This window comes from Halorubrum sp. Atlit-8R (assembly GCF_003666025.1).
GTDB lineage: Archaea > Halobacteriota > Halobacteria > Halobacteriales > Haloferacaceae > Halorubrum > Halorubrum salinarum.
The window spans coordinates 281,670-294,463 of sequence record NZ_QPLV01000002.1 but is presented as its reverse complement, the minus strand read 5'-3'; the positions used below and the strand labels follow the sequence as shown (position 1 = coordinate 294,463).

Here is a 12,794-nt window from a genome sequence, read left to right as displayed (position 1 = left end):
GGCTCAGTCGCAGTCGTCGGCCTCGGTGCGGTCGTTCGCTTCGGTGCGGTCGTCGGTTTCGGTGCGGTCGTCGGTTCCGGCGCTCTCGCCGGCCGCGTCGTCGCCCTCACCGGCCGCGTCGTCGCCCTCACCGGCCGCGTCGTCGCTCGCGTCCGCCGAGTCCCGGTCGGCGTCGACCACGGTCTTCCCGGTCGCCTCCGGCACCACGCGGCGGTCGGCGTCCGCCCACTCGCGGTCGAGCTCCGCGCCTCCGAACAGCCGGTCGAGGAACACCGCGAGCCCGGCGACCTCGGAGTGCGGCTGGTTCGTCACGCCCACGTTGAAGTCGGCGCGCTCGTACAGCGCCCACGGCACCTTCTCGCCGCCGACGACGACGAGGAGGTCGCGCGGCGGCGACGCCTCCCCCACCACCGCTGGCTCGTCGAGGCCGACCGCCTCCCGGACCGCCGCCTCCACGTCCTGGACGCGCTCGCCGTACATCGTCAGGTGGACGACCACGCCCTCGAAGTCGCGGACGATCGCCTTCTGGTCGTCGCGGAGTTCGACCGCGAACGGCCCGCCGAACCGGTCGGTGATGTCGCGGACCGTCTCCGCGGACTGGCCCGCGTTGTCGGGGAGGATCACCCGGTCGGCGCCGAGCGCCCGCGCCGTGAGCCCGACGTGCGTCGTCATGCGGTCGTCGCGCCCCGGCCGGTGGCCGTACCGGAGGACGACGACCTCGCGCGCATCGTTCATGCCACGGGCTGGGCGGGCGAGCGGGGTGTCGCTTTCGATGCGAGCGCGCCGGCGACGAGCCTCGCCGCGCTCGGATTGATCCGCAGACGTGGATCGAAACGATCTAAGAGGGGCCGAGGTAACCACGTAACTGGAACCTTCTTGTGGGAGGCGGTCGCGGTATGCGCCATGACGAGCGTCAAGGAGTTCCGCGTCGACGAGCCGGCGACCGCCGACGGGCTCGGCCGGGGGCGGTTCGTCTTCACGGACGCCTACTCGGTGTTCGACTGGGGGCAGATGCCCGACGCGATCCCGAACAAGGGCGCGAGCCTCTGCGCGATGGGCGCGTTCAACTTCGAACTGCTGGAGCGCGAGGGGGTTCCGACCCACTACCGAGGGGTCGCGGACCCCGACTCCGGCGAGGTCGTCCCGCTCGACGAGGCGGCCGCCCCGCCGACGGAGATGGCCATCGGCCTGACGCAGGTGCCCGACCTCCCGTACGAGGGGCCCCACGCCGGCTACGACTACGACGCCTTCCACGCCGCGGGCGGGGAGAACTACCTCGTCCCGCTGGAGGTCGTCTTCCGCAACCGCGTCCCCGTCGGGTCGAGCCTGCGGCGCCGCAGCGAGCCCGCCGACTTCGGCCTCGACGACCTCGCCGGCGCCGACGGCCAGTGGCCCGACGAGCCGGTCGACCTCCCCGAGCCGGTCGTGGAGTTCTCGACGAAGTACGAGCAGCAGGACCGCTACCTGACCCGCGCGGAGGCCGACGAGGTCGCGGGCGTCGCCGACGTCGGCGCCCTCGAATCGCTCGCGTGCGACGTGAACCGCGTCGTCACCGACCGCGCCGAGGCGGCGGGGTTCGTCCACGAGGACGGCAAGATCGAGTGCCTCTACGTCGACGGCGAGCTGCGCGTCGCCGACGTGGTCGGCACCTTCGACGAGAATCGATTTTCGTACGGCGGCCGCGGCATCTCGAAGGAGGTCGTCCGGCAGTGGTACAAGGCGAACGACCCCGACTGGGTCGCGGCCGTGAAGGAAGCGAAGGAGTCGGTGGCGGGCCGCGAGACGGACGACTGGCGCGAGCTCTGCGACGAGTCTCCCGATCCCCTTCCGGCGGCCGTCGTTGAGGCCGTCTCCGACCTGTACGCGGCGGGGACGAACGCCTACACCGACCGCGAGTGGTTCGACGTGCCCGACATCGAGACGGCGCTAGACGCGGTCGACGAGTTATAAATAGTTGATAGCGAATCGGCGGTGAACTCCTCCAAAGCCCCAGCCGGGAGGCGGGCGCACGCTCGCTGCGCGCTTCAGTCGCTCACTTCGTTCGCTCCTTCCAGTGCTTGCGTCGCCTGCGCCCGCCTCCCGGCTGCCCCTTTGAGTCCCGCCCCGCACCGCACAGCACCTCACGCCTCCCCAGCCTCGTCGGCCGGTCTTCGCTTCGCTCCGACCGGCCGACTCCCTCGCGCGTGCTCCTCCCGCCCTGCGGGCGCTCGGAGGCACGCGCCACCGCACCGATTTATAAATAACCGACGCCGTCGCCCATCGGAGCGAGCGACTCGGACTGACGACCCCGTCAGCGCCGCGCCCAGTCGAGCATGCGCTCGTAGAAGGGGTCGGAGGCGAGCGCGTCGGCGTCGCCGACGATCGTCAGCTGCTTTTTTGCCCGGGTGAGCGCCACGTTGACGCGGCGGTGGTCCTCGAAGATGGGCCCGTCGAGGTCGCCGGTGGCGACGAAGGAGACGAGGATGACCTCCTTCGAGGAGCCCTGGAAGCGGTCGACGGTGTCGACCGTCACGTCGGTCCGGCGACCGATCTCGGCGACCTGCGCGCGGAACGGCGCGATCACGCCGATGTCGTCGGGGTCCACGCCGGCGGCGACGTAGGCGTCGACGACCGCGGCGACGCGCTCGGCCTCGCGGACGTTCCGGTTGCCGTCGCGCTCCCCGTCCGGGTCGACGAACCCCACGCCGCCGGTCAGGTCGGGCGCGAGCGCGTCGGGGTCGACGCCGAGGTCCGCGAGCGTCTGCCCGGCGACCTCGGGCGTGGCGGGCCGGAGCGCGCCGTCGTAGAACTCCGCCGAGGCGAACGCCTGGATGCGCTGGCTCATCCGGTACTGGCGGTCGAGCATGACGCTCGCGTCCGGGTACGTCTCGATGAGGCGCTCGAAGAGGGAGGTCTTGAGGTCGTTCTCCGCCCGGACGACCGGCGGGAGCTGCTCGTGGTCGCCCACGAGGACGAACCGGTCCGCGAGGGTGATCGCGGCGTGGGTACCCGGCTCCGTGAGCTGGGAGGCCTCGTCGACGAGCGCCACGTCGAACTCGCACTCGCGCATGACCCGGGAGCCGCAGGCCGCGGTGGTGGCGGCGACGACCGGCGCGTCCCGCAGCTCTGCCGCCTTCGCGTTCGGTTCGCCGCGCTGGACCAGCCGCACGTCCTGCATGTCCCCGCGGACGCCCGTCTCCGTGCCCACCCTGAGCACGTCGTCGAACCCCTGGTCGCGGAGCGCCTCCAGCGCGTTGTCGACCGCGCGGTTCGTGAACGCGGAGAGCAGCACGCGGTTCCCCTCCGCGACGAGGGCGCGGATCGTCCGCGCGATGGTGTACGTCTTCCCGGTGCCGGGCGGCCCGTGGATCAGCGCCAGGTCCTCGGCGTCGACCGCGAGCTCGACCGCCTCGTTCTGGGCCGCGTTGTTGCCGATGTACGCCTCCGGCGCGTCCGGGTCGTCGGTCCCGGGGCTGCCCGGCGGCCGTTCGCTCGGCTCCCGGAACTCGGGCTCGCGGCGGCCGAACAGCACGTCCTTGCGGTCCGGGTCGCCCTTCAGGACCGCGTCGTGGAGCGCGGTGAGCGAGCGGTCGACCGATATCTCGGACGGGTACACGTCGAGCCGGCGCAGCTCGACCGGCTCGTCCGTCTCGACGACCACCTCGTCGCTCCCGAGCGACGTTATCCGGCCGAGCTCCGCGTGGCCGGAGACGGGGTCGCCGTCGCTCGCGAGCGCCACGTCGCCCTCGCGGAGCTTCGAGACGGCGTCGCCGGGCTTCCGGGCGCGGAGCTCCCAGCGGGCGTCGTCGATCTCCGTCCGCGCGACCGGTTCGAGGCCGATCAGCGCGCGGTCGTCCGCGGCGCGCTCTTCCGGGCTCTGCTCCCACAGCTTCCGGTACTCGGCGTGGGTCTCGCGGCGCTCCTCCTCTAAGGCGACGTAGAAGCGGTCGAAGTAGTCGCGCTCCGCGTCGGGGATCGGCGTCCCGATCTGTCCCGCCTTCGACTCCTGGTCGAGCCGACCGGAGACGACCATACAGGCGTCCTGCTCGAAGCAGTAGCTGCACGTCGCGTCCGCCTCGTACCCCGTCGGCACCGTCGGGCGCTCGCCGGGGTCGTTGAGCGCGCGCCACTCCATCGCAGCGAGGGCGTTGCGCTCGCGCACGACGAACTCCAGGAAGCCGCGCCCGACCGTGAACTCCTTGGCGGGCGCGAGGTCGCCCGACGCCTCGTTACGGTCGAGGGCGGTGTTCTTCGTGTACAGCAGCGTCCCGATGTCGGGGTCGACGCCGCGCTCGTCGAGCATGAGCGCGTAGCAGGCCGCCTGGACCTTGTCGTGGAAGCGCGGCTCCCGCTTGGTGTTCTTCCCCGTCTTCAGCTCGACGGGCGTGCCGCGCCGGAGCGCGTCCGCGCGCCCCTTCAGCCCGAAGGTGGGCGAGATGAGGCTGAACTCCGAGCGCCACGTGTCGTCGTCGGAGAGCGTCCCCTGCGCGAGCCACCCCTCGATCGCGGCGGCGTTGCGGCGCACCTCGTCTTCGACCTCCGCGGTCTCGTAGCCGAGGAGGCCGAGTTCGAGCCCCGCCTCGGCGACGCGGTCCTCGACTGAGGCCTCGAGCTCCATCCCGCGGAGCAGGTCGCCGAACACCTCGTGGACGATGGTCCCCTTGACCACCGGGTAGTTGAGCGGGATCCCGGAGAGCTTGTTCAGGTAGTACATCCGTGGACACTGGACCCACGACCGGATCCCCGTCACGTCGACGAGGAAGTCGGGCTGGAGGACGACCCACGACTCGTCGGTCGTGGCGTACCCCGTTTCGCCGCGGTACTCGTCCTCCTCCGCGTCGGTCACGAGCAGCTCCATCCCTGGCTCCGCGTGCTCGGCCGTCTCCGTCCACTTCCCCCACAGCGTCACGTCGACCGGGTCGCCCGCGCCGCGGTCGGGCCGGACCCGCACCTCGCGGAGGTCGCGCTCGCCGTACGACGTCGACACCGTCCGCGCCTCCCCGACGGAGACGATCGGCCCCCGAACGTTCACGCCCCCGCTCGGCGGCGACGGCGAAAAACGCTGTCGGTGAGCGCGGTCGTCGCGGCCGGTGCTCCTCTGCTCGCCGGCGCCCCCCGCGTTCGCCCGGCACCGACACGCTCTTGAGCTCGCGACCCCCACGCATCCACCAGCATGCGCGTACGAGACTGGGACGACATCCTCGCGGACGTCGCGAGCGACTCGACCGACCCCGACGGCTGGCGCGCGGTCGCCGGCACCCGCCGCGGCGGCCTCGGCGAGGACCTCTACTTCGGCCACCCGAGCGTCGGCCTCTACCACCTGAAGACGTACGCGAAGAACCCCCGCGACCTCCGCGGCGTCGGCGCGCAGGTCGCCCGCAGCGTCGACGACGAGCTCGACCCGCTCCTCCCGGACGCCGACAGCGACGGGCGGTTCGCGGTCCGGTCGGCCCCGGAAGACGAGGAACACGCCGAGGAGATGGCGACCCGGCTCACGGAGACGCTGCGGGTCCACGCGGAGGCGCCGACCGACCCCGACCACCTCTTCGAGGACGTGATGGAGGCCGTCGAGTCGCCCGCGTTCGGCCCGATGGAGTACGAGTTCGACGGCCGCCCGGACGAGCTCGACGAGCTCTCCGACACCTTCGAGGAGGCCGAGGAGCTGCTCACTAGCGAGCTCGACGACCTGATCGAGGACGACGACGTGGACCGCGGGTTCCACTGACCGGGGCGACTCCTCGGTCCGCGCGGACCGAGCCTGCCGACCACCGCCGTATCGGTTTTGTCGCTCCGCGGTCAACACCTGGTATGGGACTCAAAGAAGACACCGCGAACGGCGTAATCTCGCTCGGCATCGGCGTCGGCGTCACCTGGCTCACGGCCGGCGACGGCGACCACAGCACGGCTGACCTCCTCGTCGCGGTCGCGATCAGCTCGTTCTTCTCCGGGTTCTTCACGAGCTACTTCGCGAAGTGACGCGCGGAGCGGCGAGGGCGAACCGGAACCGTCGCCCTCAGATCGCCGTCACCCACGCCCGGTACTCGGCGTCGAGCTCGTACACCTCGCGGAACGCGCGCTCGACGAACCCCGCGACGCGGTTCGCGTCCGACCGCGCGGTGACGACGGCGTTCGTCCCCTCGGCCTCCTCCGGACTGACGAGCTCGTCGATCCGGAACTCCGGGAACTCCGAGATCAGGTCCTTCAGGCGCTCTAGCTCCTCGTCGGTACAGTCCATGATGAGCTCCGTCCCCGCCAGCTGGATCCACGGCGGCACCTCGCCGCCCTCGGTGTCGTCGCTGTCGGGGTCGACGTCGACGGTCATCACGTCGCCGGAGCGCGCGCGGTGCGCGGCCGCGGCGTCGGCGAACAGCTTCAGCCGCTCGTCCTCGCTCGCGGCGTCGAATCTGGTCATACCCCCGCTCGGCCGCGACGGGGCTTAAAAATCCGCACTCCGCGGCGCTGGGTGGTCGCCGACGAAGATCGGATTGATGCGGATAGTTTGGTGGCGGGAGTTTATCTATCACTCAGTCCGTCCCGGAACCGCGGGTGGATGACGCCTCGAATGAGCGTAGGCAGGTACCAGCGTCCTGATCGACCGCTGAACAGGAGAGTAGGGAATCGAGACGGAGTGAGTTGTCGGCTGTTCCAAATCTTCCGTACTCCACATTTGCGACAACGCATGATGGCGTGTCGCGTTCGATTTTTTGGAGATTGAATGATTTCCACGCATTACCGTCGACGCGGACAGTGACTACGTACTTGCCAGCTACGTCATCCCACGTACAATCGACGATGGCAGTTGGGATTGTGCCGCCGTCCACCTTCTCAGCGGTCTTGAGGGAATGAGTCGATTCGTGTACGAGTGTTCCGTCGCGAAGGACACGTATATCAAACGTGTGCGCTGCTGTTTCATCGTAGTTCCTCACCGCGAGGAAGCCCAGTGTGGTCTGCTCGAAGGTGGGTACTGAACCGGAACACCCCGACAGTGTCGATGTACCGACCACGCTAAGTGAGGCGAGGAGGGCGCGGCGCTTCATGTCAGAAATTGTCTATTTATGCGTAAATAGTTTCTGCTGGCGACCAGTAATTACAATCCGACTCGCAGTTCTCATCGACCGGCTGTTTCAGGCGAGAACAGGTCTGAAACGTGGAATTCTAACGAAGCCGCCTGTTTGTGCTTTTCTACGATCACATATTGTGTTTGGACATTTATTAGTACGAGTCATACAAAATCTAACGAGGCCCGGGGTGGCGTCGTCGCTCCCTCTCCGCTACTCCCGCTCCGTCTCCGCCAGCACGGCCTCGACGGTCGACAGCGTCCGCTCGGCCTCGGCGAGCCGCGCCTCGGCCTCTCCCTCCTCGATCAGCGCCAGGTCCTCGTCGTCGAGTTCGTATCGAACCTCGGCCGCGCGGCGGAGCCGTTCGTACTCGTCGCTCCGCGCCAGCTCGCGGACGGAGCGCAGGGTCGCGACCGCCTCGTCGTCCGCGATCCGTCCGACGAGCGGGACCAGCTCGTCGATCTCGTAGGCGAGTTCGTCGCCGGGCTTCGGCGGCCAGTCGAGCGTCAGCGGCTCGCCGTCGAGCCGTTCGAGGTACGTCCGGTGGACCGCGACCGCGGTGCGGAGCGCGCCCGGGTCGTCGACGTAGTGCTCCAGCTTGGAGTTCGTGTAGTCGGCGTACTCTAAGAGCGTCGCGGGCGGCTCCTCGCCGGCCGCGTGCGTCTCGACGTACTCCGCGAGGTCCGTCGGCGGCACGTCGACGTCGACGAACGGCGTCCCGTCCGCGCGGTCGAGGAAGTCGAACACCTCGCGGGCCGACGCCGACTTGAAGAACTCCTCGAACGCCGCCCGGACGGCCTCGTCGTACGCCTCGATCGGCTCGCGGAGGCGGTCGAGGTCGGCGTCGAGGTCGGCGTCGGCCATCTCGGCGACCTCGCGCAGCTCGTCGAGCCGCGCGTCGAGGCGCTTGCGGGCCTCGCGGGCCGCCTTCCGGGCCGCCCGGTAGTCGTCGACCGCGTCGTCGTACGCCTCCAGGAGGTCGACGAACTCCCCGGCGGGCTCCAGCGCCTCGCGGGCGGCCGCGAAGTCCTCCTCGGAGAGCCGGCGCTTGTCGACCGCCTCGTCGGCCGCGTCGAACGCCGCCGCGGCCGGGAGGTCGTCGTCGACGTCGACCGCGTCGTCGAACTCGCCGCGGAACCGGACGTACGACTCGAAGTCGCCGGAGCCGACCGCGTCCTCCTCGAAGCGGTCGAGGATCCGGTGCGCGTGCCGGTACGCGTCGGCCGCCGCCTCGACGCGCTCGCGGCCGTAGTCGTCGATCCGCGACTCGATGCGCCGGAGCTCGTCGTAGCGCTCGCGGAGGCGCGCGGCCGCCTCGCCCGCCTCGGCGACCGGGTCGTCCCCCTCGCCCTCGGCCCGTCCCGCGGTCCCGCCGGCGCTCTCGGACATCGGTCAGTACACCTCGTCCGGGTCGAAGACGCGCTCGCCGACGTGCTCGCCGTCTATCGTCCGGTGGAAGCACGACCGGTGGCCGGTGTGGCAGGCGCCGCCCGCCTGGTCGACGAGGTACAGGAGGGTGTCCGCGTCGCAGTCGACCCGGACCTCCCGGACCGACTGGGTGTGGCCGGAGGTGGCCCCCTTGTGCCACAGCTCCTCGCGGGACCGGGAGTAGTAGTGGGCCTCGCCGGTCTCGCGGGTGCGCGCCAGCGCCTCGGGCGAGACGTACGCGAGCATCAGCACCTCGCCGGAGTCGGCGTCCTGGGCGACCGCCGGCACCAGCCCGTCCTCGCCGAAGTCGACGTCGATCGGCTCGGACTCCGCGTCGGCGTCACTCATGTCCGTCCGGAGGCGTGGCGCTCGAATAGTCCTTGTGCCTGCGGTCACCGCGCGGGAGCCGCCGTCCGGCGGTCCGGGCGCTACCCCAGCCGCAGCACGAGCGCGTCGCCGTCGGCGTACGCGTCCGGCCGCCGCTCGACGACCTCGAAGCCGAGCGAGTCGTACAGCGCGAGCGCGGCGTCGTTGTCGGGGTGCGCCTGGAGCGTCACCGGCCCGTCGGAGTCCGCTATCGCCGCCCGCAGGAGCCCGCGGGCGCGCCCCTCCCGGCGGAACCCGGGCGCGACGACGAGCTCGGCGAGGTGGACGCCGGGCCGGTTCGGCGCGTCCACCGGGAGCAGGTAGCCGACCACGCGCCCGTCCGCGACGGTCACCCGGGCGGCGCCCACCGCCAGGCCGTACTCCAGCAGGTCCGGGCTCGGCTGCCGGAGGTGCGACTGGAGCTCGCGGATCCGGTCGGCGTCCGCGGTCCGCCCCGGCCGGACCCTCGGGTCCGGGCCGCCGCGGTCGCCGTCGTCGCCGGCGGGCTCGTCGGCGCCGCCGTCGCGCTCGTCTCCGCCGGGGCCGGCGGCGTTCTCGCCCGCCATCTCACGCCACCCCCCAGAGCGCGACGGCGACGGCCGCGCCGGCCAGCGTCGCGAGGAAGTTCACGGTCTGGTTCCCGATCCGGTCGCCCTCTATCAGGGCGCCGAGGAGGCTGTCGACGGTCATGCCGGCGACGCCCGCGGCGACGACCGCGCCGCCAGCCGCGACCCCGCCCGGGGTCACCGGGTCGAGGACCGGCGCCCCGGCGGCGGCGAGGAGGCCGACGAGCAGCGCGCCGGCGAGGCCCGCCAGCTCGCCCTGCCAGGTGACCGCGCCGTCGGTGCCGGGCTCGACGCGGCGGAGCGTCGTCACCAGCCGCGGGCCGTCGAAGAGGCCGCCGATCTCAGAGGAGAGCGTGTCGGCCATCGCGGTCGCCGTCGCGCCCGCGAACGCGAAGCCGAGCGGCGCGGCCGGGACCGCGAGGTGCGGCGCGGCCGCGTAGCCCACCACCGCCGCGAGCGCGACCGCGGAGTTCGCCAGCACGTTGCCGGTGCCGCGGGCGCCCTCGTTCTCCTGGGCGACGCCCCGGGCGGCCTTCTCGTCGAACCGGTACTTCGAGGCGAGGCCGCCGATAGCGTAGAAGGCCATCAGCGTCGCGAACCACCCCACGCCGCCGAGGACGACCGCGAGCAGCGCCGCCACGACGCCGGTGAGCATCCCGGCCACCGAGGCGGTGCCGATGGCGAACGAGACGTAGCCGAGCGCGCCGGTCACCGGGAGGGCGACGAGGATGAGCGCGACGCTGACTGTCGGCTCCAGCGCGAGGAACCCCCACGTCACGAACGCGACGAGGATCGTCGTGATGTGCGCGTCGCGGGAGAACACCAGCGAACGGACCAGCGCGGCCGTGAGCGCGGCCGCCGCCGCGAGGAACAGGAGGAGGGGGACCGTCGCGCCGTCGACGGGGGCGCCGGTCTGGAGCCGCACCCCCACCTGGCCGACGAGGGCGGCGGCCGTTCCGGCGACGACGTAGCCGGCGACGAGCGGGAACTCGTCGGTCGTCCGGCGCGAGACGACCGTCCGTCCGAGGCGGCCGACGCCGACCGCGAGCGTCGCGGCCGCGAACGCCTCGTACGGCAGCGGGGCGCGCGGCAGCGACGCGAACAGCGCGAGGCCCGCGCCGGCGAGCGCGAAGGAGACGAGCCCGTAGAGCCGCTCCGCCTCGCGGTCGCCGGGCAGCGCGAGCGTCTCGAACCACTCGCCGTCGCGGACGCCGAAGAAGGCCGCGCCGGCGACGGCGAAGAAGGGGACGGCGGCGGCGGTGTCGAGCGCCGGTGCGAGGACCGCAATGGCGGCCACCGCGGCGAAGATACCCGCGCGTCGGAGCCTCCGTATCACACCATCGGCTACCCCCGACGACCACTTAACGGTCCCGACAGCCGTCGGGCGGTCGCTTGACGCCGCCTCCCGCCGCGACGCCGCGCTCAGTACCGGTACTCGTTGAACTGGACCGCGTGTCCCTCCAGCACGCGGACGGACTCCTCGGGGTCCTCCTCGTCGTCGGCGGTCCGGTCCTCGTGTGAGTCAACCACTCCCATATGCGAGCGGTGCGCTCGCCGGTACATAACTGTTTCCCACGCGGTGAACGTTATCACCCTCCGCGACGCGGCGCTCAGCCGAGAACGCGGTCGATCTCTCCGAGGTGGTCGATCACGTGGTCCGGCTCGATGTCCGAGGCCGCGAGGGCGGCCTCGTCGGTGACGCCCGACCGGACGAGGACGGTCGTCATCCCGGCGCGCTCGCCGAGCGCGATGTCCGTGTCGAGCCGGTCGCCGACGACGAGACACTCCTCGGGCGGATACGGGAGCCGCTCGCGGACCATCTCGATGGCGGTGTCGGAGGGCTTGCCGAGGACGGCGTCGGGCTCGCGCTCCGCGACGCCCGCTATCGCGTTGATCACGGCCCCGGAGCCGGGCACGTCGCGCTCGGGCGCCGGGATCACCACGTCGGGGTCGGTGCCGATGAACGGGATGTCGCGCTCCAAGGCCCACAGCGCGGTACAGAGGTCGTCGTAGTCGAACCCGCGGTCGATGGAGGCGACCAGCGCGTCGGCGGCGTCGACCTCGTCGGTCGTCGAGAGGCCGGCGGCCGCGAACTGGTCGAGCAGCCCCGACTCGCCGATACAGAGGAGGTCATCGTCGGCGTGGCGCTCTCGGAGGTACCGCGTGGTCACGCTGCCGGCGGTGAACACTCGGTCGGCGTCCACGTCGTACCCCGCCGCGCCGAGGCGGTCGACGTACGCCGGCGGCGCCTTCGTCGGGTTGTTCGAGACGAACAGCGTCTCGACCCCCGCCTCGCGGAGCCGGCGGTACCCCGCCGGGGCGCCCGGGATCGGATCGTCGCCGCGCACGACCGTGCCGTCGACGTCGACGACGGCGCCGCTGAATTCCATGCCGGGAGTGGGAGCGCCACGGCCGTAGGGGTTGCGCCCGGATCCGCGACGCCCGGCCGCCGCCCGCCGCAGGGATCACGAACTCGGTACCGGTCCCACCTTCGGGATAACGGAAGGGTAAAGCGGCCGCGTTCCGTATCGGTGGTCACTGTGACGACGACCCAGGTGACCCTCGTCCAGATCGACAACTACGGGCCGTGGACGACGACGCCGGAGCCGCGCCGGGAGATGGACCTCCAGACGCTCCAGTCGCGGCTCTACGCCGACGTCGCCCAGTTCCTCGGCCACCGCGACGCCTACGTCTTCTTCACCCGCTTCGACAACATGATCGCGGTGACGAACGGCGTCGACGGCGCGGCCCACGCGACCCTCCAGGAGTCGATCGGCAACCGCTACCCGGTCACCGTGAGCCTCGGGACCGCCGTCGCCGAGCGCCCGGTCGACGCGCTCGAAGCGGCGAACCGGCGGCTTCAGACCGCGGGCAGCGCCCAGGACGAGAGCCGGACCGAGGTGCTCGCCGGCGAGTACCTCTCGGAGACGAACCGGTCGGACCTCCAGGTCGCGCACTTCGACGTGATCAACGCGACCGGCAAGTACACCGACCAGCTCAACGAGTTCGACACGTTCATCAACATCGAACGGGCGTACGGCTCGCTGATGCGCCACCTCCGCGAGGCGCACGGCGCGCTCTCCTTCTTCGTCGGCGGCGACAACGTCGTCGCGGTCTGCCCCGACCTCCCCGAGTCGGCGTTCTCGTCGGCGGTCGCCCACGTCGAGGACGACGTCGACATCGAGCTCCAGGTCGGCGTGGGCCGCGGCGCGTCCGCCCACGAGGCCGGCTTCGCGGCCAAGCACGCCCTCGAAGACTGCCGGCACGACGGGACGAACGTCGAACTGTTCGGCGCGCCCGCCGTCAGCGACTGACCGGCCCGCCGGGCGGTCGTTCTCCGCTCCTCTGCGGAATCAAATCTGATAATTTCGGTGCGAGGTTTTTATACACCGCTCCG

At 71.4% G+C, this 12,794-nt stretch carries 13 protein-coding genes; 4 read left to right on the top strand and 9 right to left on the bottom strand.

The features are described 5' to 3' along the window. Positions 1-3: 3 nt before the first annotated feature. Positions 4-735 carry a tRNA (cytidine(56)-2'-O)-methyltransferase gene (locus tag DVK05_RS07285; RefSeq protein WP_121562722.1) on the bottom strand — a complete coding sequence of 244 codons (732 nt, stop codon included), beginning with the start codon at positions 733-735 and terminating at the stop codon, positions 4-6. A 168-nt stretch (positions 736-903) separates the two neighbouring features. Between DVK05_RS07285 and DVK05_RS07280 the strand changes: the two genes are divergently transcribed. Next, on the top strand, positions 904-1,950 hold the full coding sequence (locus tag DVK05_RS07280) for a phosphoribosylaminoimidazolesuccinocarboxamide synthase (protein WP_121562721.1): 1,047 nt from the start codon (positions 904-906) through the stop codon (positions 1,948-1,950). A gap of 340 nt (positions 1,951-2,290) precedes the next feature. On the opposite strand, the gene DVK05_RS07275 is transcribed toward DVK05_RS07280, so the two are convergent. Further along, positions 2,291-5,011: an AAA domain-containing protein gene (locus DVK05_RS07275; protein WP_121562720.1), complete on the bottom strand. Its 2,721-nt coding sequence runs from the start codon at positions 5,009-5,011 to the stop codon at positions 2,291-2,293. Positions 5,012-5,152: 141 nt separating this feature from the next. On the opposite strand from DVK05_RS07275, the gene DVK05_RS07270 reads away from it, so the two are divergent. After that, positions 5,153-5,704, top strand: coding sequence for a hypothetical protein (locus DVK05_RS07270; protein ID WP_121562719.1), 552 nt, complete (start codon positions 5,153-5,155; stop codon positions 5,702-5,704). 83 nt (positions 5,705-5,787) lie between these two features. Continuing rightward, positions 5,788-5,955, top strand: a complete 168-nt coding sequence (locus tag DVK05_RS17280) for a hypothetical protein (RefSeq protein WP_199712295.1) — start codon at positions 5,788-5,790, stop codon at positions 5,953-5,955. Positions 5,956-5,992: 37 nt separating this feature from the next. Here the strand turns inward: DVK05_RS17280 and DVK05_RS07265 are convergent, their stop codons facing one another. From DVK05_RS07265 to DVK05_RS07240, 7 genes are all read right to left on the bottom strand, one after another. Continuing rightward, on the bottom strand, positions 5,993-6,391 hold the full coding sequence (locus DVK05_RS07265; RefSeq protein ID WP_121562718.1) for a hypothetical protein: 399 nt from the start codon (positions 6,389-6,391) through the stop codon (positions 5,993-5,995). Positions 6,392-6,503: 112 nt separating this feature from the next. After that, positions 6,504-7,016, bottom strand: a complete 513-nt coding sequence (locus tag DVK05_RS16860) for a hypothetical protein (protein ID WP_147437742.1) — start codon at positions 7,014-7,016, stop codon at positions 6,504-6,506. A 234-nt stretch (positions 7,017-7,250) separates the two neighbouring features. Further along, positions 7,251-8,426 (bottom strand): hypothetical protein, encoded by a 1,176-nt coding sequence (locus tag DVK05_RS07260; RefSeq protein WP_121562717.1) that lies wholly within the window; start codon positions 8,424-8,426, stop codon positions 7,251-7,253. A 3-nt stretch (positions 8,427-8,429) separates the two neighbouring features. Beyond that, positions 8,430-8,813 carry a phosphoribosyl-AMP cyclohydrolase gene (hisI, locus tag DVK05_RS07255; RefSeq protein WP_121562716.1) on the bottom strand — a complete coding sequence of 128 codons (384 nt, stop codon included), beginning with the start codon at positions 8,811-8,813 and terminating at the stop codon, positions 8,430-8,432. An 80-nt stretch (positions 8,814-8,893) separates the two neighbouring features. Further along, positions 8,894-9,397, bottom strand: coding sequence for a GNAT family N-acetyltransferase (locus DVK05_RS07250; protein ID WP_121562715.1), 504 nt, complete (start codon positions 9,395-9,397; stop codon positions 8,894-8,896). Position 9,398: 1 nt separating this feature from the next. Further along, positions 9,399-10,733: a DUF92 domain-containing protein gene (locus DVK05_RS07245; protein ID WP_121562714.1), complete on the bottom strand. Its 1,335-nt coding sequence runs from the start codon at positions 10,731-10,733 to the stop codon at positions 9,399-9,401. Between the two features lie 274 nt (positions 10,734-11,007). Continuing rightward, on the bottom strand, positions 11,008-11,787 hold the full coding sequence (locus tag DVK05_RS07240) for an HAD-IIA family hydrolase (protein ID WP_121562713.1): 780 nt from the start codon (positions 11,785-11,787) through the stop codon (positions 11,008-11,010). 150 nt (positions 11,788-11,937) lie between these two features. On the opposite strand from DVK05_RS07240, the gene DVK05_RS07235 reads away from it, so the two are divergent. Then, the gene (locus tag DVK05_RS07235; protein ID WP_121562712.1) at positions 11,938-12,711 is read left to right on the top strand and encodes a GTP cyclohydrolase III; all 774 of its coding nucleotides are present in this window, start codon (positions 11,938-11,940) and stop codon (positions 12,709-12,711) included. Positions 12,712-12,794: the final 83 nt, after the last annotated feature.

Bases quoted from the DNA above. Each gene is read 5' to 3' on its own strand.
- DVK05_RS07285 (WP_121562722.1), bottom strand. From the start codon at position 735: ATGAACGATGCGCGCGAGGTCGTCGTCCTCCGGTACGGCCACCGGCCG.
- DVK05_RS07260 (WP_121562717.1), bottom strand. From the start codon at position 8,426: ATGTCCGAGAGCGCCGGCGGGACCGCGGGACGGGCCGAGGGCGAGGGG.
- DVK05_RS07240 (WP_121562713.1), bottom strand. From the start codon at position 11,787: ATGGAATTCAGCGGCGCCGTCGTCGACGTCGACGGCACGGTCGTGCGC.
- hisI (WP_121562716.1), bottom strand. From the start codon at position 8,813: ATGAGTGACGCCGACGCGGAGTCCGAGCCGATCGACGTCGACTTCGGC.
- DVK05_RS07265 (WP_121562718.1), bottom strand. From the start codon at position 6,391: ATGACCAGATTCGACGCCGCGAGCGAGGACGAGCGGCTGAAGCTGTTC.
- DVK05_RS07250 (WP_121562715.1), bottom strand. From the start codon at position 9,397: ATGGCGGGCGAGAACGCCGCCGGCCCCGGCGGAGACGAGCGCGACGGC.
- DVK05_RS16860 (WP_147437742.1), bottom strand. From the start codon at position 7,016: ATGAAGCGCCGCGCCCTCCTCGCCTCACTTAGCGTGGTCGGTACATCG.
- DVK05_RS07280 (WP_121562721.1), top strand. From the start codon at position 904: ATGACGAGCGTCAAGGAGTTCCGCGTCGACGAGCCGGCGACCGCCGAC.
- DVK05_RS07270 (WP_121562719.1), top strand. From the start codon at position 5,153: ATGCGCGTACGAGACTGGGACGACATCCTCGCGGACGTCGCGAGCGAC.
- DVK05_RS17280 (WP_199712295.1), top strand. From the start codon at position 5,788: ATGGGACTCAAAGAAGACACCGCGAACGGCGTAATCTCGCTCGGCATC.